This is a genomic window from Agrobacterium sp. CFBP2214 (assembly GCF_030209895.1).
In the GTDB taxonomy this organism is placed as follows: Bacteria; Pseudomonadota; Alphaproteobacteria; order Rhizobiales; family Rhizobiaceae; genus Agrobacterium; species Agrobacterium radiobacter.
Genome location: NZ_JARVRC010000007.1, coordinates 356310 through 380859 on the forward strand (window position 1 = coordinate 356310; position 24550 = coordinate 380859).

Annotated in this window: 23 protein-coding genes and 1 riboswitch; of the genes, 9 read left to right on the top strand and 14 right to left on the bottom strand. The window is 59.2% G+C overall.

Going from position 1 to position 24550, the window contains the following annotated elements; genetic code table 11:
• Positions 1–2: 2 nt before the first annotated feature.
• Together QRN60_RS20285 and QRN60_RS20290 are read right to left on the bottom strand one after the other, a co-directional pair.
• Positions 3–1184 (bottom strand): acyl-CoA dehydrogenase family protein, encoded by a 1182-nt coding sequence (locus QRN60_RS20285; protein ID WP_003504854.1) that lies wholly within the window; start codon positions 1182–1184, stop codon positions 3–5.
• Positions 1184–1435, bottom strand: coding sequence for an acyl carrier protein (locus QRN60_RS20290; RefSeq protein ID WP_003504852.1), 252 nt, complete (start codon positions 1433–1435; stop codon positions 1184–1186). The genes QRN60_RS20285 and QRN60_RS20290 overlap by 1 nt, the downstream gene beginning before the upstream one ends.
• 182 nt (positions 1436–1617) lie before the next feature.
• Positions 1618–1729: riboswitch (TPP riboswitch) on the top strand.
• A 95-nt stretch (positions 1730–1824) separates the two neighbouring features.
• Between QRN60_RS20290 and thiC the strand changes: the two genes are divergently transcribed.
• The 6 genes from thiC (at position 1825) to QRN60_RS20320 (ending at position 7089) form a co-directional block, all read left to right on the top strand.
• On the top strand, positions 1825–3648 hold the full coding sequence (thiC, locus tag QRN60_RS20295; RefSeq protein WP_284766503.1) for a phosphomethylpyrimidine synthase ThiC: 1824 nt from the start codon (positions 1825–1827) through the stop codon (positions 3646–3648).
• A 1-nt stretch (position 3649) separates the two neighbouring features.
• Entirely contained in the window at positions 3650–4654 is a 1005-nt protein-coding gene (thiO, locus tag QRN60_RS20300; protein WP_087745050.1) for a glycine oxidase ThiO, read from the top strand.
• Positions 4623–4820 (top strand): sulfur carrier protein ThiS, encoded by a 198-nt coding sequence (gene thiS / locus QRN60_RS20305; RefSeq protein WP_099085856.1) that lies wholly within the window; start codon positions 4623–4625, stop codon positions 4818–4820. The genes thiO and thiS overlap by 32 nt, the downstream gene beginning before the upstream one ends.
• Before the next feature lie 3 nt (positions 4821–4823).
• Positions 4824–5597, top strand: coding sequence for a thiazole synthase (locus QRN60_RS20310; RefSeq protein WP_087745046.1), 774 nt, complete (start codon positions 4824–4826; stop codon positions 5595–5597).
• 88 nt (positions 5598–5685) lie between these two features.
• Positions 5686–6690 carry a P1 family peptidase gene (locus QRN60_RS20315; RefSeq protein ID WP_129564763.1) on the top strand — a complete coding sequence of 335 codons (1005 nt, stop codon included), beginning with the start codon at positions 5686–5688 and terminating at the stop codon, positions 6688–6690.
• Positions 6691–6693: 3 nt separating this feature from the next.
• A complete protein-coding gene (locus QRN60_RS20320) occupies positions 6694–7089 on the top strand; it encodes a winged helix-turn-helix domain-containing protein (RefSeq protein WP_060725447.1) in 396 nt (131 codons plus the stop codon).
• Here the strand turns inward: QRN60_RS20320 and modC are convergent.
• From modC to QRN60_RS20340, 4 genes are all read right to left on the bottom strand, one after another.
• On the bottom strand, positions 7058–8134 hold the full coding sequence (gene modC, locus QRN60_RS20325) for a molybdenum ABC transporter ATP-binding protein (RefSeq protein ID WP_129564762.1): 1077 nt from the start codon (positions 8132–8134) through the stop codon (positions 7058–7060). The two genes, QRN60_RS20320 and modC, sit on opposite strands and share 32 nt — an antisense overlap.
• Complete coding sequence (gene modB / locus QRN60_RS20330; RefSeq protein WP_099085858.1) at positions 8131–8838, bottom strand: molybdate ABC transporter permease subunit; 708 nt, start codon at positions 8836–8838, stop codon at positions 8131–8133. Before modB ends, modC begins: the two co-directional genes overlap by 4 nt.
• A 53-nt stretch (positions 8839–8891) precedes the next feature.
• Positions 8892–9683, bottom strand: a complete 792-nt coding sequence (gene modA / locus QRN60_RS20335; RefSeq protein WP_129564761.1) for a molybdate ABC transporter substrate-binding protein — start codon at positions 9681–9683, stop codon at positions 8892–8894.
• A gap of 226 nt (positions 9684–9909) precedes the next feature.
• A complete protein-coding gene (locus QRN60_RS20340; protein ID WP_087745033.1) occupies positions 9910–11193 on the bottom strand; it encodes an NAD(P)/FAD-dependent oxidoreductase in 1284 nt (427 codons plus the stop codon).
• A 130-nt stretch (positions 11194–11323) separates the two neighbouring features.
• Between QRN60_RS20340 and QRN60_RS20345 the strand changes: the two genes are divergently transcribed.
• Positions 11324–12250 (top strand): LysR family transcriptional regulator, encoded by a 927-nt coding sequence (locus tag QRN60_RS20345; protein ID WP_129564760.1) that lies wholly within the window; start codon positions 11324–11326, stop codon positions 12248–12250.
• A 103-nt stretch (positions 12251–12353) separates the two neighbouring features.
• Positions 12354–12590 carry an Lrp/AsnC ligand binding domain-containing protein gene (locus QRN60_RS20350; RefSeq protein WP_003504815.1) on the top strand — a complete coding sequence of 79 codons (237 nt, stop codon included), beginning with the start codon at positions 12354–12356 and terminating at the stop codon, positions 12588–12590.
• Between the two features lie 377 nt (positions 12591–12967).
• Here the strand turns inward: QRN60_RS20350 and QRN60_RS20355 are convergent, their stop codons facing one another.
• From QRN60_RS20355 to epmA, 3 genes are all read right to left on the bottom strand, one after another.
• Positions 12968–13159: a hypothetical protein gene (locus QRN60_RS20355; RefSeq protein ID WP_003492264.1), complete on the bottom strand. Its 192-nt coding sequence runs from the start codon at positions 13157–13159 to the stop codon at positions 12968–12970.
• Between the two features lie 378 nt (positions 13160–13537).
• Positions 13538–14602: a lysine-2,3-aminomutase-like protein gene (locus QRN60_RS20360; RefSeq protein ID WP_003504813.1), complete on the bottom strand. Its 1065-nt coding sequence runs from the start codon at positions 14600–14602 to the stop codon at positions 13538–13540.
• Entirely contained in the window at positions 14599–15663 is a 1065-nt protein-coding gene (epmA, locus tag QRN60_RS20365; protein ID WP_003504810.1) for an EF-P lysine aminoacylase EpmA, read from the bottom strand. Before epmA ends, QRN60_RS20360 begins: the two co-directional genes overlap by 4 nt.
• A 251-nt stretch (positions 15664–15914) precedes the next feature.
• Here epmA and efp point away from each other — a divergent pair, with 251 nt between their 5' ends.
• Positions 15915–16484: an elongation factor P gene (gene efp, locus QRN60_RS20370; RefSeq protein ID WP_060725453.1), complete on the top strand. Its 570-nt coding sequence runs from the start codon at positions 15915–15917 to the stop codon at positions 16482–16484.
• Positions 16485–16599: 115 nt separating this feature from the next.
• On the opposite strand, the gene QRN60_RS20375 is transcribed toward efp, so the two are convergent.
• From QRN60_RS20375 to QRN60_RS20395, 5 genes are all read right to left on the bottom strand, one after another.
• Complete coding sequence (locus tag QRN60_RS20375; RefSeq protein ID WP_003510442.1) at positions 16600–18042, bottom strand: efflux transporter outer membrane subunit; 1443 nt, start codon at positions 18040–18042, stop codon at positions 16600–16602.
• Positions 18043–18191: 149 nt separating this feature from the next.
• Positions 18192–21281, bottom strand: coding sequence for an efflux RND transporter permease subunit (locus QRN60_RS20380; protein ID WP_129564759.1), 3090 nt, complete (start codon positions 21279–21281; stop codon positions 18192–18194).
• A gap of 54 nt (positions 21282–21335) precedes the next feature.
• Positions 21336–22538: an efflux RND transporter periplasmic adaptor subunit gene (locus tag QRN60_RS20385; RefSeq protein WP_129564758.1), complete on the bottom strand. Its 1203-nt coding sequence runs from the start codon at positions 22536–22538 to the stop codon at positions 21336–21338.
• Between the two features lie 199 nt (positions 22539–22737).
• A complete protein-coding gene (locus QRN60_RS20390; RefSeq protein ID WP_060725456.1) occupies positions 22738–23397 on the bottom strand; it encodes a TetR/AcrR family transcriptional regulator in 660 nt (219 codons plus the stop codon).
• 2 nt (positions 23398–23399) lie between these two features.
• Positions 23400–24350, bottom strand: coding sequence for a phosphoribosylaminoimidazolesuccinocarboxamide synthase (locus QRN60_RS20395; protein WP_003510435.1), 951 nt, complete (start codon positions 24348–24350; stop codon positions 23400–23402).
• Positions 24351–24550: the final 200 nt, after the last annotated feature.

Genomic DNA, 24550 nt, shown 5'->3' on the forward strand with positions numbered 1-24550 from the left:
TCTTATCCCAAGAGGCTGGTGTCCTGCTTGTGAACCAGCAGGAGATTGGCGGAATTGCCGAGAATGCGGTCGTTGGAAATCATCAGACGGGCGGAATGCGCGTCGCGAAGGTGCCGGCCGAGGCTGTAGGGCGTGCCGTTCTTGTAGCCCATGATGCCGCAGACCAGCATGGCGTGGTCAATGATTTCAAGAATGGTTTCCGAAGAGCAGATCTTCACATTGTTCATCGCGACGGCAAAGGCCATCGACATCAGTTTTTCCGGGTCGCTCTTGGTATCCTCGTAAGCCTTGATGCCGGCGATGATGTTGGATTTCACCACCTGCAGCTTGGTGGAAACCTCCGCAAGGCGGATCGCGCCGGGAGGAGCCGTGCCGGGCGACTTGCGCGCTGCGGCTCTGACGAAAGACTGCGCGCGCAGCACGGCATCCGACGCGATGCCATACCAGACGGCGCTCCACAGGAGATGCGAGCTTGCAAGCATGGATTGCGCTGCGATTTCCGCGAAAGGCTTCGGGAAAATCTGTGCCGCCGGCGCTTCGCCGCGAAACAGGAAACCATCCGAACAGGTACCGCGCATGCCGAGCGTATCCCAGACATGGGTTTTTTCGAGCGTGTACTGGTTTTTCAGAAAGACCGTCATCACCTGATCGGCGGGCGCGGCATCCTTATGGGTGCGCGAGGTGATGAGGATCGCATCGGCATTGCTGCCATAGGAAATGACGGTGGCGTCCTTTTCCAGCCGGCAGAAATCGCCTTCGACCTCGATTGCGCAGATGGAGTTGCGCAGATTGCCGCCGATGCCGCCTTCGGTGGTGGCCGAGCCGAGCAGCAGCTGTTCCGCCGCGACGCGGCTCATGAAGCCCGCATGCCATGCGCTCGCCTCGCCATGTTCCACAAGGCTGGACAGCTTGATGTGGTGCATGGCGAAAATCATCGCGGTTGCGGAACAGGCCTGGCCGAGCCGGGCGCAGATATCGGCGATTTCGTGCAGGGAAGTACCTTCGCCACCGAGCGAAGCGGGGACCTGAATGCCGAGCAGGCGTTCCTGCCTGAGTGTATCAACGGCTTCCTGCGGAAAGCGGCCGGTAACATCGACCTCATCTGCGTGTTTGGCGGCAATTGCTGCGACACGGCCCGCGCGCGCGGACAGCGTTTCATCCTGCGGCGCTACGGTGACGTTCATCAGGCTGCCTCTTTACCATCCAGAATGAGCTTAACGGTGTCTTCAATGGCCTTGATGCTGGCAAACGACTTGCGGTTCAGCAGATTGTCCGGGAATTCGATATCGAATGCTTCTTCTATGCCGAGCATCAATTGCACCGATGCGAAGGAAGAAAGCCCCGCCGCGTAAAGATCGGCTTCATCTGCAATCGTATCGACGGGGGTTGGAAGCTGGCCGAATTTGGCCAGTATTTCACGTATAGTCGCATTCATTCCGACGTATCTCCCATGAATTTCACATCAGGATGGTTTGTGCTTATCGTTACGTTGCAAACGATAATATTCGCCTAAACCGTTAGGTTAATTACAACTAACGGCAGCATGCGCCATTCCCGCACCTTTGCCAAGCATGGATCATCGGCCTTGACAAATGCCTGATGGTGTTTTTTGCTGGGGTTATTCACCAGGGGTGTCCCGTCAAGGGGCTGAGATTCTGCTTTCATGCGCAGTGACCCGTTGAACCTGATCCAGTTCATACTGGCGTAGGGACGGTGCAAAGACCTGATGTCGGACGGGCGCATGACGTCGTGTTTCGGCACTTCGGTATTTTCCATCATTCCGGCTCGAACTGGGTCTCCACTGTTAAACTTTGGAGCCTCAAGATGAATATCGCTGCCAAGAATACCCCGCTTGTCGTCACCACCGGACCGCATGCCGCTTCGACGAAAATCCACAAATCAGGCATTTTGCATCCGCATATCCGCGTGCCGATGCGCGGGATCGCCGTCCATCCGACGGCGGGCGAACCGCCGGTGACGGTCTATGATTCCTCCGGTCCCTATACCGACCCTACCCATCCCGTTCTGATTGAAAAGGGTCTGCCGCGTCTGCGTCACGAGTGGGTTGTAGCGCGGGGCGATGTCGAGGCTTATGATGGCCGGCACGTCAAGCCGGAGGATAACGGCTTTGCCACCGGCGAACGGCTGACGCCCGAATTTTCCGTGCGCCACCAGCCGCTCAGAGCCACGGCAGGTAAAGCCGTGACCCAGCTTGCCTATGCGCGGGCAGGTATCATCACGCCGGAAATGGAATTCATCGCCATTCGCGAAAATCTCGGGCGCGAGGCAGCGAAGGAGAAGCTCGCGCGTGACGGCGAGAGTTTCGGCGCGCATATCCCTGATTACGTCACGGCGGAATTCGTCCGTCAGGAAGTGGCGTCGGGCCGCGCCATCATTCCCGCCAACATCAACCATCCGGAACTTGAACCGATGATCATCGGCCGCAATTTTCTGGTGAAGATCAACGCCAATATCGGCAATTCCGCCGTCACCTCCTCCATGGCGGAAGAGGTGGAGAAGATGGTCTGGGCGATCCGCTGGGGCGCCGATACCGTCATGGACCTTTCGACAGGGCGCAACATCCACAATATCCGCGAATGGATCATCCGCAATTCGCCGGTACCGATCGGCACGGTGCCGCTTTATCAGGCGCTGGAGAAGGTCAACGGCATTGCCGAGGATCTCAACTGGGAGGTGTATCGCGATACGCTGATCGAACAGGCGGAACAGGGCGTGGATTACTTCACCATCCATGCCGGCGTCCGGCTGCACTACATCCCGCTCACCGTCAATCGCGTCACCGGCATCGTCTCGCGCGGCGGATCGATCATGGCGAAGTGGTGTCTGCATCACCACAAGGAAAGTTTCCTCTACGAGCATTTCGACGAGATTTGCGACATCTGCCGCGCTTACGACGTTTCCTTCTCGCTGGGCGATGGTCTTAGACCCGGCTCGATTGCCGACGCTAATGACGCGGCGCAGTTCGCGGAACTGGAAACGCTTGGCGAGCTGACGCAGATCGCCTGGGCTAAGGATTGCCAGGTGATGATCGAAGGCCCCGGCCATGTGCCGATGCACAAGATCAAGGAGAATATGGACAAGCAGCTGAAGACCTGCGGCGAGGCGCCCTTCTATACGCTTGGACCTCTCACCACCGATATTGCGCCCGGTTACGACCATATCACTTCGGGCATCGGTGCTGCGATGATCGGCTGGTTCGGCACGGCCATGCTCTGCTACGTCACGCCCAAGGAACATCTCGGCCTGCCTGATCGTAACGATGTGAAGGTGGGCGTCATCACTTATAAGATCGCCGCGCACGCGGCCGATCTCGCCAAGGGCCATCCGGCCGCACAGGTGCGGGACTATGCGCTGTCGCGCGCAAGGTTCGAGTTCCGCTGGGAAGACCAGTTCAACCTGTCGCTCGATCCGGATACGGCGCGTTCCTTCCATGATGAGACCCTGCCGAAGGAGGCGCACAAGGTTGCGCATTTCTGCTCCATGTGCGGGCCGAAATTCTGCTCGATGCGGATTTCCCACGATATCCGCGCCGAAGCGCAGAAGGAGGGGCTGGAGGCCATGGCCGCGCGCTTCAAGGAAGGCGGTGAGCTTTATATGCCGCTCGCGACGTCTGCGGATGCCGAATAGCATGCGCGTTCTGGTCAAGGGAACGGGGGTCGCCGGTTTGACGGCGGCCTTCGAACTGGCGCGGAACGGCGTTACCGTCGAGGTTTGCGAGCGCAATGCCGAACCCTTTCGCGGCGCATCCTGGTATGCGGGCGGCATGCTGGCGCCCTGGTGTGAGCGTGAAAATGCGGAAGAGCCGGTTCTGACGCTCGGCCAGGCGGCGCTCGACTGGTGGGATGAGGCAACCCCCGGCCTTGTGGCCCGACATGGCACGCTGGTTGTCGCGCCCGCCCGCGACAAAGCGGAGCTTTCGCGTTTCGCATCGCGGACCGGCGGCTATCGCTGGGTGGACGAGGGAGAGATCGCCGCTCTGGAGCCTGATCTTGTCTGGCGGTTTCGCTCCGGGCTTTATTTCCCGGGCGAGGGGCATCTCGATCCGCGCCTTGCACTGAAATCGCTGCATGAGCGGCTTTGCACCATGGGTGTGCGGTTCCACATGGGCATCCCGGTGGATGACCGACCGTTCGACCGGGTGGTGGATTGCACCGGCGCCGCTGCGGTGGGAGAGATTTCCGACCTTCGCGGCGTGCGGGGAGAGATGCTCTATCTCTCCACGTCGGAAGTTTCTTTGTCCCGTCCCGTCCGGCTGCTGCATCCGCGTATTCCGCTTTACATCGTGCCGCGCGAGCCCGGCCGTTTCATGGTGGGGGCGACGATGATCGAGACCGAGGATACCGGCGACATTTCTGTCCGTTCGATGATGGAATTCCTGAATGCCGCCTATGCGGTGCATCCGGCTTTCGCGGAAGCGGAAATCATCGAGACCGGCACGGGCGTGCGCCCCGCCTATCCCGACAATCTGCCGAAAGTCACGCAAGACGGCCGGCTCATTTTCATCAACGGCGCACACCGGCACGGCTTTCTGCTCTCGCCGGCTATCGCGCGTCAGGCGGTTGAAATCGTCTGCCAAACTCTTTCTCAAAAGGAACAGGATCATGAAACTTCTGGTAAATGGCAACGAGCTTGATCTCGCCGCCGAGACGCTGGCCGGTCTGCTCGCCAGCCTCGAATACGAAGGCGAGTGGCTGGCAACGGCGGTCAATGGCGATCTGGTGCATTCGGAAGAACGCGCCGACTATCAACTGAAGGCTTTCGACCGTGTCGAAATTCTCTCGCCGATGCAGGGAGGCTGAGACATGCTGACGCTTTATGGCCGTGAAGTCTCGTCCCGTCTTCTCCTCGGCACGGCGCGGTATCCGTCCCCCGCCGTGCTTGCCGATGCCGTGCGGGCGAGCAACACGGATATTCTGACGATTTCGTTGCGCCGGGAAACAGCCGGCAATAAGAAGGGCGGTCAGTTTTTCGAGCTTATCCGCGAGCTCGATCGCTACATCCTGCCGAATACGGCCGGGTGCCATACGGTCAAGGAAGCGGTGCTGACGGCAAAGATGGCCCGCGAGGTGTTCCGCACCAACTGGATCAAGCTGGAGGTCATCGGTCATCACGATACGTTGCAGCCCGATGTCTTTGCGCTTGTCGAAGCGGCGAAAATTCTCTGTAACGATGGTTTCGAGGTCTTTCCTTATACGACCGACGATCTGGTCGTCGCCGAAAAGCTGCTGGAGGCAGGCTGCAGGGTACTGATGCCCTGGTGCGCGCCAATCGGCAGCGCCATGGGGCCGCTCAATCTGACGGCGCTGAAATCCATGCGGGCGCGTTTTCCGGATGTGCCGATGATTGTTGACGCCGGTATCGGCCGCCCGTCCCATGCGGTCACGGTGATGGAGCTTGGTTACGATGCTGTTCTGCTCAACACGGCGGTTGCGGGCGCGGGGGATCCGGTCGGCATGGCGGAGGCTTTCGCCCACGCCATAGAGGCCGGCCATCAGGCATATCTCTCCAGGCCGCTGGAGCCGAGGGACATGGCCGTTCCCTCGACGCCGGTCATCGGCACGGCTGTTTTTTCCTGATCGCGGCTTGTCGTAGACATCAGGCACGTCACGTTTTGCGTTGACAGTGCCTGATGGTGGCGGGATACCGGGAAAAAAGGGAAACGGCATGGCGGCACTCACCAATCTTCTGACGGATATTGACGGCGTTTCGGTCGGCAATGTCACCGATCTTTCCCTCGGCTCCGGTGTTACGGCGATTGTTTTCGAAAAGCCCGCCATTGCTTCCGGCTCTGTTTTGGGCGGTGCGCCGGGCGGGCGTGATATCGGCCTGCTCGACCCGGTGATGACGGTGGAAACGGTGGATGCCTTCGTGCTGTCAGGTGGTTCCGCCTTCGGGCTGGATGCGGCGGGCGGCGTTCAGGCCGGGTTGCGCGAGATCGGGCGGGGGCTGCAGGTGGGGTCCACCCGCGTTCCCATCGTGCCGCAGGCGATCCTGATGGATCTGCTGAATGGCGGTGACAAGGATTGGGGTCTGCATTCGCCCTACCGCGAGATGGGATATGCAGCCTTCGAGGCGGCGCGTGCGATGCCCTTCGAGCTTGGGACAGCCGGGGCTGGAACGGGTGCGACGACCGCCACCTTCAAGGGCGGGCTCGGCTCCGCAAGCGCCGTCAGTTCCGGCGGTTACAAGGTGGCGGCCATCGTTGCCGTCAATGCGCTCGGCTCCGCAACGGTTGGAACGAGCCGCCATTTCTGGTCCGCGCCTTTTGAAGTGCAGGGTGAATACGGCGATCGCGGTTTTCCTGCTCATTTCGAGCCGGATCACACCGCGCTGCGGCTCAAGGGGGTCAATCTCACGGCAACGACCATCGGTGCGGTGGTGACGGATGCCGCGCTCACCAAGGCGCAGGCGCATCGCCTTTCCATCATGGCGCATGACGGGCTGGCGCGCGCCGTTCTGCCCGCCCATCTGCCGAGTGACGGCGACACCATGTTTGCGGCCTCAACCGGTGAAAAGCCGCTTGAGGGCGGCGTTCATTTCGCCGAACTTTGCCATCTTGCCACCATCGTGATGGCGCGCGCGGTGGCGCGTGGCGTCTATGAGGCCACGGCGCTGCCGGTGGATGGAGCGCAAAAGGCCTATCGCGATCTTCATGGACGGAGCCTTTGAACGATGAGTAAGGCCCTCCCTCCACTGAAACCTGTTCTTCGTATCGATTTTCCGCCCGGAGAGCGTCTCGGGCACGGCAAGATCGAATTGATGGAGCTGATTGCCGAAACGGGTTCCATCTCCGCCGCGGGGCGGGCGATGGACATGTCCTATCGTCGCGCATGGCTGCTGGTGGATGCGCTGAACCATATGTTCCGGCAGCCGGTTATTGAATCGCAGCGCGGCGGTAAACAGGGCGGCGGTGCGGCGCTGACCGCTTTCGGCGCCGAATTGCTGGAACGCTATCGCGGCATGCAAAAGCGGATGAACGAGGCCTTGCGCGCGGATATCGACTGGCTGGAGGCCAGCCGCAATCCCGATGCGGCCCTCAATAGGGATCGAGAGCCACCGACTTTATGATCGCATGCACCGGTCTTCCGGGTTCCAGCTGCAGCCTTTCGCGGGAGAGGTCGGTGATGCGCGACTGGATGATGTCACCGCCACAATCCACCTGAACCGTGACCATGCCGTCTTCACTGGCCGAGACGGTTGCGACACGACCCTCGAGAATGTTGAGGGCGCTCAAGCCTTCGGATTTTAGGGTTGCCAGCATCACGTCACGCGCCGGTATAAGCACGCGCGCCGGGCTGCCGGATGTTCCCCTTTTTGCCGGAACATGGAGCAGCATGGTCTTTAGCCGCACGGCGGCAAGTCCGTGCCGCTCATCAAAGCTTTCAATGTGCCCGGAAAGAATGCTGCCTGCCTCACGCCGTTCGAGATGCATGCTGAAATCCGGTCTCGCCAGCACCTCGGCTGCTTTTCCCTGCGTTTCCACCTTGCCATCCTTCATCACCACGATGCGGTCTGCGAGGCGGGCGACTTCCTGAATAGAGTGGCTGACATAGACAACAGGGATTTTCGTCTCGTCGCGCAGCCGTTCGAGATAAGGAATGATTTCGGCTTTCCGCTGCTCGTCCAGCGAGGCGAGCGGTTCGTCCATCAGCAGCAGTCTGGGGGAAGAAAGCAGTGCGCGGCCGATGGCGACGCGCTGTTTTTCGCCGCCCGAGAGTTTGTTTGGACGCCGCTGCAAGAGATGGCCGATGCCGAGCATCTCCACGATATGGTCTTCCTGCGCGGCCTTCGTTTTGTCTGCGGCGAACCAGCTGCCGTAATGCAGATTTTGCGCCACGCTGAGATGCGGGAAAAGCCGCGCCTCCTGAAAGACATAACCGAAACGGCGTTTATGGGCCGGCACGAACAGTCGCTTTTCGCTATCGGCCAGCACCTCCCCATCCAGCAAAACCTGTCCCTCATCCGGCCGCAGCAGGCCTGCTATGATACGGATCATCGAGGTCTTGCCGGAACCGGAGCGCCCGAACAGCGCGGTGACGCCGCCTTCGGAGATGAATGACGCATCGAGTTCGAAGGAACCGAGGCGATGGCGGGTGGTGACCGAAAGCGTCATTCCATGCTCACCCGTTTGCCGATGATGCGGGCCAGAAATTCCGAGACGAGCAACGCGAGCATGGAAATCACGACCGAGACTATGGTCAGCCGCAATGCGCCGGCATCCCCGCCTGGAACTTGGGTGAAGGTATAGATGGCGGCGGAGAGTGTCTGGGTTTCACCGGGAATATTGGAAACGAAGGTGATGGTCGCGCCGAATTCGCCCATGGCCTTGGCGAAAGCCAGGATCATGCCGGCGATGATGCCAGGCAATGTCAGGGGAAGCGTGACAGTGAGGAACACCCAGAACGGGCTTGCCCCCAATGTGCCCGCCGCTTCCTCCAGCTTGCGGTCCACCGCTTCGATGGAGAGGCGGATGGAACGCACCATCAGGGGAAAGGCCATGACGGCGCAGGCGAGCGCGGCTCCTGTCCAGCGGAAAGAAAAGACGATGCCGAACCAGCTATCGAGAAATTGCCCGATTGGCCCCCTGCGACCGAACAGGACGAGCAGCAGAAAGCCGGTGACGACGGGCGGCAGGATGAGCGGAAGGTGGACGATGCCGTTGAGCAGCGACTTGCCCCAGAAGCGGCCGCGCGCCAGCGCCACGGCAATCGCAATGCCGAAAGGCAGGCTGGCGAGCATGGCGATGGAGGACACCCACAGGCTGAGCCTGATTGCCGTCCATTCTTCAGGGCTGAGTGTCCACCAATGCAATGTCATATCCTGCAATCGTCATCTCTCGCGGCCAATATGCTGGGCTCACGAAAGGCAGTTTATTTCAAAACGGTAAAGCCTTGCTTTTCGAAGAAAGGCGTCGCCTTTTCGGATTTCAGGAAATCCAGATAGGCTTTTGCTGCCGGCGATTTTGCCTCCGCGAGAACGGCGACGGGATAGATGATCGGCGGATGGCTGTCTTCCGGGAAGGTGCCGACGATCTTCACGCCGGGATCGGCGGCGGCGTCGGTCTGGTAGACGATGCCATAGGGGGCTTCTCCGCGCGAGACGAGCAGCAGCGCGGCACGCACGCTTTCCGCGCCGGCGACCTTTTGTTCGACAGACGACCAGACGCCGAGTTTTTCCAGAGCGGCCTTGCCGTATTTGCCCGCTGGTACGGAATCAACCGCGCCCATCGCCAGACGACCGTCGCCCACCAGAGCGGCAAGATCGAAGCCCTGCTTGATTTCGACCGGCTTTGCCTTGTCTGCGGGAGCGACGAGAACGATGCGGTTGCCGAGAAGATTGGAGCGGCTGTCAGCGTTTATCAGCTTCTTGTCGGCAACATAGTCCATCCATGCAAGGTCGGCGGAAATGAAGATATCCGCCGGTGCGCCCTGCTCGATCTGCTTGGCCAGCGCAGAGCTTGCGGCATAAGAAACGGTTGCCTCGTTACCGCTGTCCTTCGCCCATTCGGCGTTGATGGCGTCGAGGGCGTTTTTCATGCTCGCGGCGGCAAACACCGTGACTTTTTCGGCGGCATGGGCCGGAACGGCCGCAAAGGAGGCCGCCATCCAGAAGGATGTGGCTGCGGCAATGGTTTTGAAAAAGCTGCGACGCAAAAGTCTCATGGTATGTTACCCCCGGTTCGAGATATTCCTATGAATATATCGATAGGCCTATAGGGCAATCATTATATTTTCAAGGATATATCGCTGGGGTGGAAAAAAGCCCTTGGCGGGCTGGCTGAATCCTGGTGAGAAGCATAGGGATGAGGGACGGTGAGCGCACCCGAAAACGGCAGACGTCGTATTGAGGCATCGGCCCCAACGTTCGTGTCGTGCGCTGGAAGTCCGATCAAAAACGCTCGCCGGCGAAATGGGCGATCTGTGCGCCTGCCTCGTAATAGGCTTCCTTCACCGCCCGGAAAGCCTGCGCTTTCGGCTCCGTCACAGGCAGGGGCAATTCGGCTTGAGCAATCTCACCGAGAATATGCTGCGCGATTACCTTGCCGAAGGCCGTACCCGGCGCAATGCCGCGGCCGTTATAGCCCGAGAAGCCGACGACGTTCTCCGCAAATTTGTGAAACCGTGGAACGGCATTGTCCGTCATGCCGATCTGGCCATACCATTCACATTCGAATTCCGTGTCTCCAAGCTGCGGGAAAAGCCGCTTCAGCGATCGTTTTGCCCAGGCACGATGAATGGCGGCGCCGGTGCCGCGTAGCGCACCGACACTGCCAAAGACCAGCCGGCCCGCTTTGTCCATGCGGAAGGAGGAGAGAATTTCCTTCGTATCCCAGCAGCCCTCGCGGCCGGGCAGGATGCTCTTTTGCAGGTTGTCGCCGAGTGGTCTGGTCGCGAAGTTGAAATAGGGCAGGTAGATCTGCTCATCGCGAACGATCTGCCACGGTCCGGTGCTGTAGGCTTCGGTGGCCACAACGATCCAGCTGGCGGTTACAGACCCTTGCGGCGTCTTCACCACCCATTTTCCGTTGCTGCGTTCGGTCGCTACCACCGGGCTTTCGGTGTGCAGACGTGCACCCGCTTTCCGGGCGGCTGCGGCAAGGCCTCGAACATAAGCGAGCGGCTGTATCGTGCCGGCGCGTGTATCCAGAAGCGCACCGGAATAGGCCGTGCTGCCGGTGCGTCTCGCTGTCTCCTCGGCATCAAGAATGCGGACGGGGGCGCCTCTCGCAGCCCATTGTTCGCAGCGCTCGCGGATTTCGGCGAGCCCCTTTTCCCCGACGGCGCAATGCAGCGTGCCGTTTTTTTCGATCTCGCAGGGAATTGCGTGTTTCTCCACCAACTCGCGAACGAGGAGGGGCGCATTGCCTAGAAGATCGAGAAGCCGTTCGCCGTAAGTCGAACCCAGCACACCGGGCAGTTCTTTCGGCATAACCCACATGCCGCCATTGATGAGACCCACATTGCGGCCGGCGCCCCCGAAGCCGATTTCCCTTGCTTCGAGAAGAACGACATCCACACCACATTCGGCAAGATGAAGGGCGGCGGATTGTCCAGTGAAGCCACCTCCGACGACGACGACATCGGCAACTGCCGCGCCCTGCAGGGCGGGCGTTACGGGCGGTTGCGGCGCGGTCTTTTCCCAGAGACCGTGCGAGCGGGGGTCGTTATACATCGTTCCACCATGTTCCGGGCCAGTTCATTTGTTTTTCGTATGAGTGACAAGCCCTTGTTTATGAGACTTTACAAGCGGTCTTGCCTGTTGAATATCGACATATCGTCAAGAGTTCATTCCGTGAGGGAATATGGTTCTGCCGCCGCGCCGTTTTCTGCCGTCACTTTCGCTGCTGGCGGCTTTCGAAGCCGCCTCGCGCACGGGCAGCGTTACCGCTGCCGCAAGGGAACTGGGGTTGACGCAGGGTGCGGTCAGCCGCCAAATTCTGGCGCTTGAAGAGCAGCTTGGCGTGGCGCTATTCTTGCGCGAGCGGCAGACGATACGGCTGACAAGGGCCGGGGAGGGGTATGCAAGGGAAATCCGCGAGGCCTTGCGGCGCATATCGACGGCCTCGCTCAACCTGCGCGCCAATCCTGATGGCGGCACGCTCAATCTCGGGATTCTGCCGAGCTTCGGCACGCGCTGGCTGGTGCCGCGTCTTCCCGATTTCATTGCCAGACGCCCGGGCGTTTCGGTCAATCTTCTGACGCGATCATCGCTGTTCGATTTCCGTACTGATACTGTTGATGCGGCCATCCATTTCGGATTGCCGCATTGGCCGGGAACCGAGCTGGTTTTCCTGATGCATGAAAAGGTCATTCCGGTATGCAGCCCGGCCTTCAAGGAGCGACACGGACTTTCAAGGCCTGACGATCTGCTGCAGGTGCCGTTGCTGCACATGACGACCCGGCCGGATGCCTGGGAACAATGGTTTCGCAGCCACGAGGTTCGTTTCGACAATGTGCATGGCATGCTTTTTGATCAGTTCACGACGATTGCCGAGGCGGCGAGCGCCGGTGTCGGGGCGTCGCTCATTCCGTCTTTCATGATCGAGGAAGAGTTGCGAAGCGGTCGCCTGGTCGCGGCTGTCGCGGGCGAAGTTGAGAGCGAGGAAGCCTATTATCTCGCCTGCATGCCGGATCGCGCCGGTTATGCACCGCTTGAGAGTTTTCGGCGGTGGATCGTTTCCGAGGCCGCAATTGGGGCGAACGGCAGGACGGGCCAGTTTTCGGCGTAATCCGGTAACCGGCCTTGCAAGACGGACGCAGCTCAGCCAATAGTGCGCCATGACGCATGGCACGAGCAGCCATGCACCGAAAGTTCAAATACGGGAGATGTCCGTGAAGCCCATTTTTGTTCAGCTTCAATGTGAGCCCGGCAAGACCTATGATGTCGCCGATGCCATCTACAAAACGGAACTGGTTTCCGAGCTTTATTCCACCAGCGGTGAATATGATCTGCTGCTGAAAGTCTACCTGCCGCAGGAAGAAGATATCGGCAAGTTCATCAACCAGAACATTGTCAATATTCCAGGAATCGTGCGCTCGCTGACGACGCTGACGTTTACCGCATTCTGAAGACTTTTGAAGATTGCCGTCCATCCGGCCTCAAACGCCTGCTGCCCGTAATAGGGTGGAGGTGCGCGCGCATGGCAGGAAGAGCCTTTTCGGTCCAAGACTTGCGGTCGGCTAGGTTCCTGTGATGCGTACAGGGATGAATTGAGGTGCGGCTTTAAGAGGTATTGCGCCTGGCGTCCGGCATTCCGTTCGAATCCGGATTTTTGGACTTCAGTTCCGCGCAGAGCGCTCTGATGCGCAATGCATGGCCAGCGCGACTGCAGGCTGGCGAGCTGTCAGGCAAAGGAAAAGCGCGCCATCGGCCCGCGTTTTGGGGGGCTGATATTTGGCGCGCTCTGGTTTTGAGGGTTGTGTGAGCGGGCGAAAGTTTTCCCGCATCAGGCGACCGCGGCCAGATTCCGGTTGCGCACGAGATCGCGGATCGCAATCCGCACGTCGTCGGCGCTGTCGAACTTCTGTTCGTCCAGGTCGTGAACGTGGAACTTCACCGCGATGAACTTCAACCGGTCGTTATCCGGGATGACGATGCCGACGGGTTCGCCAGCGAATTCAATAACTTGCTTCTGCATAGATATACTCCCGCTGTGGCTAATTAACACAGCATGTTGTCGAACTGATTTTCAGGAAATTGAGACCGTCAGGTCACATTCGACAGCAGCGGGAACACGTGGATTTAAATCCAGCATTCCAGGACTCAAGACCAAGGATTGCGTTGATGCTGATATGTTTTGACATGACACACTCCCTGTATTGGTGTTGGTCCGGAATCAGGAGACTCGTTCTCCAGTTCCACACTGATAATCCAGACCAGCACTAAAATCAATGCTGATTGTTATAGGTAGAATATTTTTCTTTATGATGACAGGAGAGGGGCGGAAATGTGAAATTTTTGTTTTCGTCCGAGGCCGCCGCGAAAAGCCCGGTGTAGCAGGCTTTTTATGTATTTTTTAATCGTCGCCGGTGGCTGGCGGTGGGTAAATATGATCGTTTCCGTTGAAATCGGAAACGGAATAACAGCCATCGCGGGTCTTTTCGGCCGCATTTCGGCCGATAGCAGCCTTGCCGTGACCGCCGGGAATGTCGAGAACATAGGTCGGCTGGCAAAGACCGGAGACATTTCCGCGTAACGCCGAAACGATTCGCTGGCCCTCTTCGATCGTTAGCCGGAAATGGCTGGTGCCGGGCGCAAGATCGGGATGATGCAGATAATAGGGCTTGATACGGGTCTCGACAAAGGCGCGCATCAACTCGGCAAGAATTGCCGGGTCGTCATTGACGCCTTTTAGAAGAACCGTCTGGCTGACCATCGCGATGCCGGCATCGATCAGGCGTGCCGAGGCGTGCCTTGCGGCTTCGCTGAGTTCCCGGGCATGATTGGCGTGCAGGGCCAAATAGGTGGTTTTGCCGCTGGCCTTCAGCGCATCAATCAGTGCCGCGTCGATACGGTCGGGATCGACCACCGGCACGCGGGTATGGAACCGGACGATCTTCACATGCGGTATGTTTTTCAGGCGCGTCATCAGGTCAGACAGGCGCCGGGGGGAAAGCACCAGCGGATCGCCACCGGTCAGGATGACCTCCCAGATGGCGGGGTTCGCATTTATATAGTCGAATGCGGCGTCAAGCTCGGCCGGGCTCATCATGCCATTGCCCTGCGGCCCGACCATTTCCCGGCGGAAACAGAAGCGGCAATAGACGGGGCAGACGTGCACTGCCTTTAAAAGAACCCGGTCGGGATAACGGTGAACGATGCCGTGGACGGGGCTGTGTGCGTCGTCGCCAATCGGGTCGTCGCGTTCTTCGGGAAGGTGCAGGAGTTCGGCCGCATCCGGCACGAATTGCCGGGCAATGGGATCCTGCGGGTCGCGGTTGTCGATCAGCCCGGCAATCGATGGCGTGATGGCGAGCGCGTAACGCTGCGTCACCGCGCGCAGGTTCTCCAGCGCTTCGGCTTCAATCAGCCCCGCTTCGAGAAGCGCTTCGGGTGTCTTGATGGTCTCAAGCCCTGTCATCGTCCATATTCCGCGACTGGGGCCCACATGACGAGATCGATACGGGGGGCGCCGGTCGCCAGCATTACCAGCCGATCGAAACCGAGTGCTATGCCGCTTGCCGGCGGCATGATGGCGAGTGCGGCCAGAAAATCCTCGTCCAGCGGATAGGTTTCGCCGTAAATGCGCTGCTTCTCGGCCATTTCCATTTCGAAACGCCGTCTCTGCTCGATCGCGTCGGTCAATTCGCCAAAGGCATTCGCGAGTTCAACGCCGCAGGCATAAAGTTCGAAACGCTCCGCCACCCGCGCATCCCCGGGGGACTTGCGGGCAAGGGCTGCTTCGCAGGTCGGATATTCGTCAAGAATAGTCGCTCTGCTGAAACCCAGTTCCGGTTCCACCCGCTCCACGATGACACGGCTGAACATATCCGCCCAGCTATCGTCATCGGCCACGCGAATGCCGGCATTGGTGAGGCTCGCGGCAAGATGGCGGCTGTCGGTTTCGCCGTTTCGGCTGATAGTGGCCAAGAGGTTGACATTAGCATATCGCTCGAAGGCTTCGGCGACGCTCACTCGTTCCGGCTCCAGGAATGGATCGACGCTGCGGCCGCGATAGGTGAAATTCTTCGTCTTTGCGGTTTCGGCTGCAAGCGCCAGAAGATTGGCGCTGTCCTTCATCAGGCTCTCATAGGTTTCGCCGACCCGGTACCATTCCAGCATGGTGAATTCCGGATGGTGCAGGGGGCCTCTTTCCCGGTTTCTGTAAACATGGGCAAAACAGGTGATGCGTTTTTCACCGGCGGCGAGCAGCTTCTTGCAGGCAAATTCCGGCGAGGTGTGCAGATAAAGCGGCGCGGCGTCGCCGGCCGGCGTCAGGCCTTGCGTGGCGAAAGCATGCAGATGCGCCTCGTTGCCGGGGGAGATCTGCAATGTCGCGGTATCGACCTCAAGAAAATCGGCGCGGGCGAAATAGCTGCGAAAAGCCGACTGGATCGCATTGCGCCCGATGAGAAACGCGCGGCGGTCCGCGTGGACGTCAGGCGTCCACCATGGCGACATTGTCTCGTTGCTTGCACGCATTCTCAGTTCTTTTCCGTCTTCTCTGCGGCGCTCAGTTGCGGAGAAATGGTCCGCAAAACGCCTGATCGCGTCATTTAAAGCAATTCCGGGCGGAAAACCGCTAGGCACTCTTCCGGGAATTGCTGTAGAAGGCTGGCAATTCGTGCGGATTTAAGGTAGTTGCGCCCCAGAAAAAAGACAAAACGTCTGCCGGGGCCGGTGCTGCCGCGCAGTCCTTTACGACGCATTTCATCGAGTTACAAGGAAGTCATATGGTCAAGGTTATCGCCTCATCCGTCCGCAAGGGCAATGTTCTCGACGTGGACGGCAAGCTTTACGTCGTTCTTACCGCGCAGAACTTTCACCCCGGCAAGGGCACGCCGGTCACGCAGGTGGACATGCGCCGCATCGTTGACGGCGTGAAGGTCTCCGAGCGCTGGCGCACCACCGAGCAGGTCGAGCGCGCTTTCGTTGAAGACCTGAACTTCCAGTTCCTTTATGAAGATGGCGAAGGCTTCCACTTCATGAACCCTGAGAACTACGACCAGGTCGTGGTCGATACTGAGACGATGGGCGATCAGAAAGCCTATCTGCAGGAAGGCATGACCTGCGTTCTTTCCATCCACGAAGGCAATCCACTGGCTGTGGAACTGCCGCGTCACGTCACGCTTGAGATCACGGAAACGGAACCGGTCGTCAAGGGCCAGACGGCTTCTTCTTCCTACAAGCCGGCAATCCTCTCCAACGGTATTCGCACCATGGTGCCGCCGCATATCGATGCCGGCATTCGCGTGGTCATCGCGACGGAAGACAATTCCTACGTCGAGCGCGCCAAGAACTGAGCCTGGAGACGGGCTGAAAAAAAGCACCGGGTAACCGGTGCTTTTTTTGTGCCTTGAATAACAAAAAGCCCGCATCGAAAGATGCGGGCTTTTTGTTTGCTTTTTTGGGCCTTGCTTACATGCCCTTCGCGGCGGCCACGGTCGGGCCGGCGGACTTCTTCGGGGCAGGCTGGCCAACGGCATAACCGCCACCGAGAGCCACGTTGAGCGAGACATAATCCTGCGCGGTTGTCTGGATCGCCGTGGCAAGGTTTGCCTGCGCATCCGATACCGAGCGCTGGGCATCCAGAACATCGAGCAGAGACGAGGCGCCATCACGATAGCTGGCGGTGGAGAGCTGCAGCGCTTCCTGGTAGGAGGCGACGGTCTTTCTCAGCGCGTCAACGGTACGCTGGTCGCGATTGATGGCGGCCAGGGCGTTTTCGACTTCTTCCACCGCATTGAGAACGGTCGCCTTCCAGACGAGATATTGTTCGCGTGCCTGTGAGTTGGCGATGTCGACATTGGCGCGGAGTCTGCCGCCATCGAGGATCGGGAGCGTGAGGCTCGGACCGAAGGACCAGCTATTGGCAGTTCCCCTGCCGCCGCCACTCAGGAAATTGTAGCTCGGGGTGATCGCGCCACCAAGCTCGATGCTTGGATAAAGCTGTGCCTCGGTTACACCGATCGTGGCGACCGCAGCGGCGAGATTGCGTTCCGCGACGCGGATGTCCGGACGGTTGCGGATCAGGTCGGCCGGGATGCCGGTGCGGGGAACTGCGCGCGCAACAGGCTGGCGTGCGCCCTTCTGCAGCTCGGCGATGAGCGACGAGGCCGGCATGCCAAGCAGGGTCGCGATGCGGTGCGCTGCCTTGCGGAAGCTGGTTTCGAGGCCGGGTATCTGCGACAGCGTGGAATTGACCAGACCTTCGGACTGGACGACATCGAGACGCGAGGCCGCACCCGCTTCGAGCTGCAGCTTGGTCAGATCGAGCGTTTCGCGGCGTGAACCCAGGTTCTGGCGGGCAATCGCCAGGCGCTCCTGATAATAGCGCACGTCGATATAGGCGGCGGCGACGGACGAAATCAGCGTCAGGCGCTGCACGTCGACGGTGGAGTAAGCGGCATCGAGCGATGCATCCGCGCTTTCCGTCGCCCGGCGGTAGCGACCGAAGAGGTCGAGGAACCACGAAACGCTGAGGCTGCCGCTGGATACGTTGGTGACGGGAACGTCACGGTAGCTGCCCTTGGTCTGGCTGGTCGTGTGGCTACCGCTGCCTGTCAGGCTCGGCAGGCCGCCAGCGCCGTCAACGATCACCTGGGCCTGCGCCTGATTGATGCGTTCGATCGCCTGCATCACGGTGAGGTTCTGCGCGAGGCCGGTGGAGACGTAACCGTTCAGGCGGTTGTCGTTAAAGGCCGTCCACCATGCAACGCTGCTGATGTCGCCATTACTGGTTTTTCCGGCTTCCGCAAACTTTCCCGGCAATTGGATTTCCGGCGTCTTGTGGTCGGGTCCAACAACACAGCCCGAGAGCAGCAGCATTGTCAGGGGAAGGGTAGCGCGAATAGACAGCATGTAATTTTCCCAATTCTCTGGTTGGCTTACCGAGCGCGGCTTGCTGACAAATGGGCTGCGCGGTCGATATGCCGTAGAAACGTGCATTTGCCAAATCGGCAACATTTCTAGCAGCGTATTAACGGTTGGCACAGCCCATTTTTGTTTTGTTAACGCCTTGAAAGGCGACGAATGATGACGAAAAAGGACGGAACGAAGAAAATTCCGAGCAGTGTTGCAGAAAGCATACCACCCAGGACCCCGATACCGATTGCATTTTGCGCGGCGGAACCCGCTCCAGTTGCGATTGCGAGAGGCACAACACCGAGGATGAAGGCCAGCGACGTCATAATGATCGGACGCAGGCGCAGCTTCGCCGCCTCCAGCGTCGCTTCCATCAGGCTCAGTCCGTGCTCCTGTCTCTCCTTGGCGAACTCAACGATCAGGATCGCATTTTTCGCCGCAAGGCCGATGGTCGTCAGAAGGCCCACCTTGAAGTAGACGTCGTTCGACTGGCCGAAGAAATGCGCCGCGGTCAATGCGCCGAGAACGCCCACTGGCACGGCCATGATGACCGAGAAGGGGATGGACCAGCTTTCATAAAGGGCGGCAAGGCAAAGGAAGACGATCAGTACCGACAGTGCATAGAGCATCGGCGCCTGCGAGCCGGAGAGGCGCTCCTGATAGGAAATGCCCTGCCACGCGACGGTGTAACCGCCCGGCAGGCTTGCCGTCAGGCGTTCCATCTCGTCCATCGCGTCACCGGATGCAACGCCTGCGCCGGCGGTGCCTTCGAGCGAGATCGCGCCTGTACCGTTGAAGCGGGCGAGAGACGGCGGCGCATTGATCCATTTCACTTCGCTGAAGGAAGAGAAAGGCACCATCTCGCCGCTGGTATTGCGGGCGTACCAGAATTTCAGGTCGTCCGGCTGCATGCGGTAGGGTGCGTCACCCTGGACATAAACGGGCTTCAGTTCGCCGTTCAGAGTGAAGTCATTGACATCCCGGCCGGCAAAGATCGTCGACAGCATGAGGTTCACGGAGGAGAGATCGACCCCCATGGCTCCCATCTTTTCCTGATCGAGAACGATCTTCATCTGCGTTTCATTGTCCTGGCTGTCGCTTCGAAGCGAGCTGATCTTCGGATTGCTGGTCGCGAGCGCGATCAGCTCCTTGGATGTGGCGGTCAATGCGTCGGTGCCGTTGCGGCCGCTATCCACGAGATACATCGAGAAACCGCTTGACGTGCCCATGCCCTGAATTGCCGGCGGCAAAAGCGGGAATACCTGTGCATCGCGGAAGCCGAAGAACGTGCCCATCGCACGCTGCACGATGGCGGCGGCGTGTTGATCGGGTGCGGTTCTCTCGGAGAAATCCTTGAGCCTGGTGAAGACGATTGCGTTGTTCTGGCCCGAACCGCTGAAGCTGAAACCAAGCACGCCGAAAACGGATTCGACATTCTTGCCTTCTTTTTCGCGGAAGTAGTTTTCGACCTGTTTCACTACCTCATTGGTCCGTTCGATGTTCGAACCGGTCGGCGTCTGAATGATCGTCAGAAGCACGCCCTGGTCTTCCTGCGGCAGGAAAGAGCTTGGCAGCTTTGAAAAGAACCAGGCGCAGCCGCCGATCACGATCGCGAAGATGATCATCACGCGCAGGGGCCGTTTCAGCAGATAACCGATGGAGGACACGTAGCCATCCGTCGTCTTGCCGAAGCCGCGGTTGAACCACGCGCCCGGTCCGCGCTGCTTCTTGTGATGATCGATCGGCTTCAGCATGGTGGCGCAAAGCGCGGGCGTCAGCACGATCGCGACAACGGCCGAAAGCAGCATGGCCGAAACGATGGTGATCGAGAACTGGCGGTAGATGATGCCCGTCGATCCGCCGAAGAAAGCCATCGGAATGAACACGGCGGTGAGCACGAGCGCGATGCCGATGATCGCACCGGTGATCTCGCCCATCGACTTTTCGGTCGCCTCGACCGGTGACAAGCCCTCTTCCGACATGATGCGCTCGACGTTTTCGACAACGACGATAGCGTCATCGACGAGAAGGCCGATCGCCAGAACCATGGCGAACATGGTGAGCGTATTGATGGAATACCCGGTGAGCGCGAGAACGCCGAAGGTGCCGAGAAGCACGACCGGAACGGCGATCATCGGAATGAAGGTGGCTCTCAAATTCTGCAGGAACACCAGAAGCACGACGAAGACGAGGATGATCGCCTCGATCAGCGTATGCACCACTTTCTCGATCGACAGCTTCACAAACGGCGTCGTGTCATAGGGGTATTCAATCGAAACACCCTCGGGCAACGAACCCTCGACATTTGTCAGAGCCGCTTTCACACGTGCCGCTGTGTCGAGCGCGTTTGCACCCGTGGCAAGGTTGACTGCGAAACCGGCGGACGGACGGCCGTTGGATCGGGAATCGCCGCCATAGGTTTCCTGGCCGATTTCGATGCGCGCCACGTCGCTGAGGCGAACCGTCGCGCCATCCTTTTCGACTTTCAGGATGACCGATTCGAAATCGGCAACCGTGGTGAGCTGGCTCTGCGCCGTCACCGTCACATTGAGCTGCTGGCCCTTGACCGCGGGCACGGCGCCGAGCGAGCCGACCGAAACCTGGGTATTCTGGCTTTCGATGGCGCTGGTGACGTCGGCGGTGGTCAGCTGGTATTTGTTGAGCTTGAACGGATCCAGCCAGATACGCATCGCATATTCGGAGCCGAACACGTTGATGCTGCCCACGCCTTCGAGGCGCTTGATCTGGTCTTCGACACGCGAGGAGAATACGTCGCCGAGATCGGCCGAATTGCGCTTGCCGTCGGTCGAGATCAGCGCGCCAACCATCAGGATACTCGATGTCGAGCGGCTGACCTGGATACCCCGCTGCTGCACGGTATCGGGCAATTGCGACTGGACAAGCTGCAGCTTGTTCTGCACCTGAACCTGCGCAATGTCTGGCAGGATGCTGTTGCCGAAGGTCAGCGTCACTTCGGCGCTGCCGGTCGAGGACGACGAGGTCATATAGGTGAGGTCGTCGAGGCCGGTCATGCCGTCCTCGATGATGGTCGTCACCGATTTCTCGACGGTTTCGGCGCTGGCGCCGTTATAGGTCGCACTGACACGCACCGTTGTCGGCGCAATATCGGGATATTGCGAAATGGAAAGCGTCCAGATCGCAAGGGCGCCGCCCAGCATGATGACGATGGCGATAACCCATGCAAACACGGGGCGCCTGATGAAGAAATGGGCCATGGCAGTCCTGCCTTACCTTTTACGAGCTTCGACCAAGGGGTTTCGTGCTCATGCTTATTTCGAGGGGGCGGCGGCAGGCGGAGCTTGCTGCGGCAGAACGACGATACCGCGATCGTCAATGGTCACTTCAACTGGCGCAACCGTTGCGCCGTCGGCAATCCACTGGAAGCCGTCGACGATGAGCTTGTCGCCATCCTTGACATTTTCCGTCACCAGCCAGGCGTTGCCCGACTGCTGGCTGGACGGGAAGGTGCGGGTTTCCACCTTGTTTTCCGCGGTCACGAATTTTGCGGTCAGTTCGCCATTGGCGTTCCGGCTCGCTGCGCGCTGCGGAATGCGGAAACCTTTTTCCTTGCCGATCGTCAGCGTGGCGCGAACATAGGTGCCGGGAAGCAGAAGATCATCAGGGTTGTCGAAGAGGGCGCGGATGGAGAAGGTGCCCGTCGTTTCGCTCACCGCCATGTCCGACATATCAATCTTGCCGTCATGCTTGTATTCGGTGCCGTCTTCCAGCGTCAGGTGAATGCCGGTCTCCTTCGTGTCGCCGCCAAGCTGACCCGACGAGATCGCCTTTTTCAGACGCAGGAGATTGATGCTGGATTCCATCAGGTCGATATAGATCGGATCGATGCGGCGCAGCGTTGTCAACGCCGTCGTCTGGTTCGCCGTCACCACGTTACCGATGCTGAAGGCGGTCGCGCTGGTAATGCCGTCGAAGGGGGCCCGGACCTTGGTGAGATCGAGATTGATCTCGGCCGTTTCCAGCGCTGCCTTGGTCTGTGCCACGTCGGCTTGCGCCTGCAGCAGCGTCACCTTGGCATTTTCATATTCGATCTGCGTCGCACCGCTGTTGACCAGGCGTTCGTAACGGGCAAGGTTCGCCTGGGCGCTTGGAATGCTTGCTTCCGCCTTCGCCACGTTAGCCTTGGCCTGCGCCACTTCCGCCAGATAGGTATTGTCCTCGATCTGGTAGAGAACGTCGCCCTGCTTGACCTCGCTGCCTTCCTTGAAAGGAATTTCGCGGATGATGCCGGTGACGCGCGGCCGGATTTCGGCTGTCTGGAACGCGCTGGCGCGGCCGGGCAGAACGGTGGTCAGGGGATATTCGCTGGTCTTCATCAGGATGACGCTGACCGGAGACGGAGGACGCTCTGCAGTCTGGCCGGCGGTCTGGTCGCTCTCGCCGCCATCGCTGCAGCCCGCCAGAAGCGCGGTTACACACAGAGAAGCAAATAGGGGTAAAATACGTCGGCTCATTGTTCTTCCCTGCGTATCGCTCGCATTTAACTATAAGCGCAATGTCGCTCGGCGGATGCGCGTCCGGAAACAGACACGACAGGCGAAGGCCTTGGAAGGGACCCGATTCGCTCATTTTGTCCGGACCGCCACGCGCATAGAAGCGCAGGCTTTTGCGCTTCGCAAGCAATTGCGAGAAGGTGACGTAAATTGGGAATCGTCACTTAGCAAGCGGATTGCGCAATCCCGCGTCGATTAAATCGACGAGTTGATCGCAACGTGTTGCCAAATTGCCGATATCTTCCCGCGCAATGAGGACGGGGTGGATGACGCTGGTCAGCGCGTGGAGCACGGTCTCCGCCAGAGGAGGGATATCGGTGGCGGTGTAGATTCCGGCCTCGACGCCGTCCTGAATGATTTCGGCCAGCAATTTAACGATGACGGATTTATAATAGTCTCCGCACTTCATGTCCTGCTTGGCGGTCATCAGGATCATTTCGAAGACGTAGGGATTTTTATTGAGATCCTGGTGGTGCTGCTCCATCAGGTTGCGCGCGAGATGGCGCAATCTGGAAAGCGGTGCATGGCTTTTGCCGAGTGGACAGATCTGCCGTTCGAAAGCACCGATCTGTTCGAAGCCAAGGGCGTCGACGAGCGCGTTCTTCGAGCTGAAATTCTTGAAGACATTGGCGGGAGACATGCCAAGCGCTGAGGCGATATCGGCAATCGCCACCGCATTGAAACCACGCTCCCGGAAAAGCTCTTCCGCTTTGGCGAGAATGTCCCGCCGGGTTTCCTCGGCGGAACGGCGAGGCCGGCGCCTGACAGGACGGTCACTCTTCCTGTCGCCCTTTCTCGCCTGTTCGATCATTTTGCTCACGGTCAGACTCCGGGGAAGAACGGCTCCAGATTCCGGCGTACTCTTGCAAGCGGCGTCTCGCCGCTATCGTCGGGAACGAAGCTCTGTCCGGTGATGCGTTCGTAAGCATCAATATAGACCTTCGAGGTCTGCAAGACGAGATCCTGCGGAATTTCGGGAACGTCATCCTTATAAGGGTCGCAGCGTTCGGCAACCCAGGCTCTCACGAAATCCTTGTCGAAGCTCGCCGGCCGGGTGCCGTTGCGAAAGCTTTCCTCATAGCTGCCAGCCATCCAGTAGCGGCTGCTATCAGGTGTGTGGATCTCGTCGGCCAGGATGATGGTGCCGTTTTCATCCGTTCCGAATTCATATTTCGTGTCGACGAGAATGAGGCCCTGCTTTGCGGCAATTTCCTGCCCGCGCTTGAACAGTGCCAGCGCGTAACGGGAAAGCGTGTTCCATTGCTCCTGTGTCAGGAGTTTCTTCTCCACAATCTCGGTCGGTGTCAGCGGCTCATCGTGGCCGCCATCGAAGGCCTTGCTTGTGGGCGTGATCACCGGTTCGGGCAGAATCTGGTTGTCCTGCATCCCGTCAGGAAGGCTCATGCCGTACATCTGCCGCTCGCCCTTCTTATAAAGGGTCAGGATCGACGTGCCTGTCGTGCCGGCCAGATAACCGCGAACCACCACCTCGACCGGCAATATCTCAAGTCTTTTGCCGATGACGACATTTGGGTCAGGATAGCTGACCACATGATTGGGGCAGATGTCCTTTGTCTTTTCGAACCAGTAGCGGGCCGTCTGGGTCAGGACCTGTCCCTTATAAGGTATGCAGGTGAGAATACGGTCGAAGGCGCTGAGGCGGTCGGTGGATATGATGATACGGTTGCCGTCCGGCAGATCGTAGTTTTCCCGCACCTTGCCACGGTAGTAATTCGGCAGCTCGGGAATGACGGCTTCATCGAGAATGCGCACGGGCTCTCCAATTCTTCGCTTTATAAGGGGACGTGAGACGCCCCAAGTCTTCTGAAACTCTCGTCCGTTCCTATTGCATGTTTCCTGGAACAGGGCCAGTCGCGACATAAAGACTGTCCTTCCCCCCATTTCCGTTGCGCACCACGAAAGTATGAAGTGATATCAATGGCTTGATAAAAATGTCAGTTTTTTGACGATGG

Coding starts and splice junctions, on each gene's coding strand:
- QRN60_RS20285 (WP_003504854.1), bottom strand. CDS start 1,184: ATGAACGTCACCGTAGCGCCGCAGGATGAAACGCTGTCCGCGCGCGCG.
- QRN60_RS20290 (WP_003504852.1), bottom strand. CDS start 1,435: ATGAATGCGACTATACGTGAAATACTGGCCAAATTCGGCCAGCTTCCA.
- thiC (WP_284766503.1), top strand. CDS start 1,825: ATGAATATCGCTGCCAAGAATACCCCGCTTGTCGTCACCACCGGACCG.
- thiO (WP_087745050.1), top strand. CDS start 3,650: ATGCGCGTTCTGGTCAAGGGAACGGGGGTCGCCGGTTTGACGGCGGCC.
- thiS (WP_099085856.1), top strand. CDS start 4,623: ATGAAACTTCTGGTAAATGGCAACGAGCTTGATCTCGCCGCCGAGACG.
- QRN60_RS20310 (WP_087745046.1), top strand. CDS start 4,824: ATGCTGACGCTTTATGGCCGTGAAGTCTCGTCCCGTCTTCTCCTCGGC.
- QRN60_RS20315 (WP_129564763.1), top strand. CDS start 5,686: ATGGCGGCACTCACCAATCTTCTGACGGATATTGACGGCGTTTCGGTC.
- QRN60_RS20320 (WP_060725447.1), top strand. CDS start 6,694: ATGAGTAAGGCCCTCCCTCCACTGAAACCTGTTCTTCGTATCGATTTT.
- modC (WP_129564762.1), bottom strand. CDS start 8,134: ATGACGCTTTCGGTCACCACCCGCCATCGCCTCGGTTCCTTCGAACTC.
- modB (WP_099085858.1), bottom strand. CDS start 8,838: ATGACATTGCATTGGTGGACACTCAGCCCTGAAGAATGGACGGCAATC.
- modA (WP_129564761.1), bottom strand. CDS start 9,683: ATGAGACTTTTGCGTCGCAGCTTTTTCAAAACCATTGCCGCAGCCACA.
- QRN60_RS20340 (WP_087745033.1), bottom strand. CDS start 11,193: ATGTATAACGACCCCCGCTCGCACGGTCTCTGGGAAAAGACCGCGCCG.
- QRN60_RS20345 (WP_129564760.1), top strand. CDS start 11,324: ATGGTTCTGCCGCCGCGCCGTTTTCTGCCGTCACTTTCGCTGCTGGCG.
- QRN60_RS20355 (WP_003492264.1), bottom strand. CDS start 13,159: ATGCAGAAGCAAGTTATTGAATTCGCTGGCGAACCCGTCGGCATCGTC.
- QRN60_RS20360 (WP_003504813.1), bottom strand. CDS start 14,602: ATGACAGGGCTTGAGACCATCAAGACACCCGAAGCGCTTCTCGAAGCG.
- epmA (WP_003504810.1), bottom strand. CDS start 15,663: ATGCGTGCAAGCAACGAGACAATGTCGCCATGGTGGACGCCTGACGTC.
- efp (WP_060725453.1), top strand. CDS start 15,915: ATGGTCAAGGTTATCGCCTCATCCGTCCGCAAGGGCAATGTTCTCGAC.
- QRN60_RS20375 (WP_003510442.1), bottom strand. CDS start 18,042: ATGCTGTCTATTCGCGCTACCCTTCCCCTGACAATGCTGCTGCTCTCG.
- QRN60_RS20380 (WP_129564759.1), bottom strand. CDS start 21,281: ATGGCCCATTTCTTCATCAGGCGCCCCGTGTTTGCATGGGTTATCGCC.
- QRN60_RS20385 (WP_129564758.1), bottom strand. CDS start 22,538: ATGAGCCGACGTATTTTACCCCTATTTGCTTCTCTGTGTGTAACCGCG.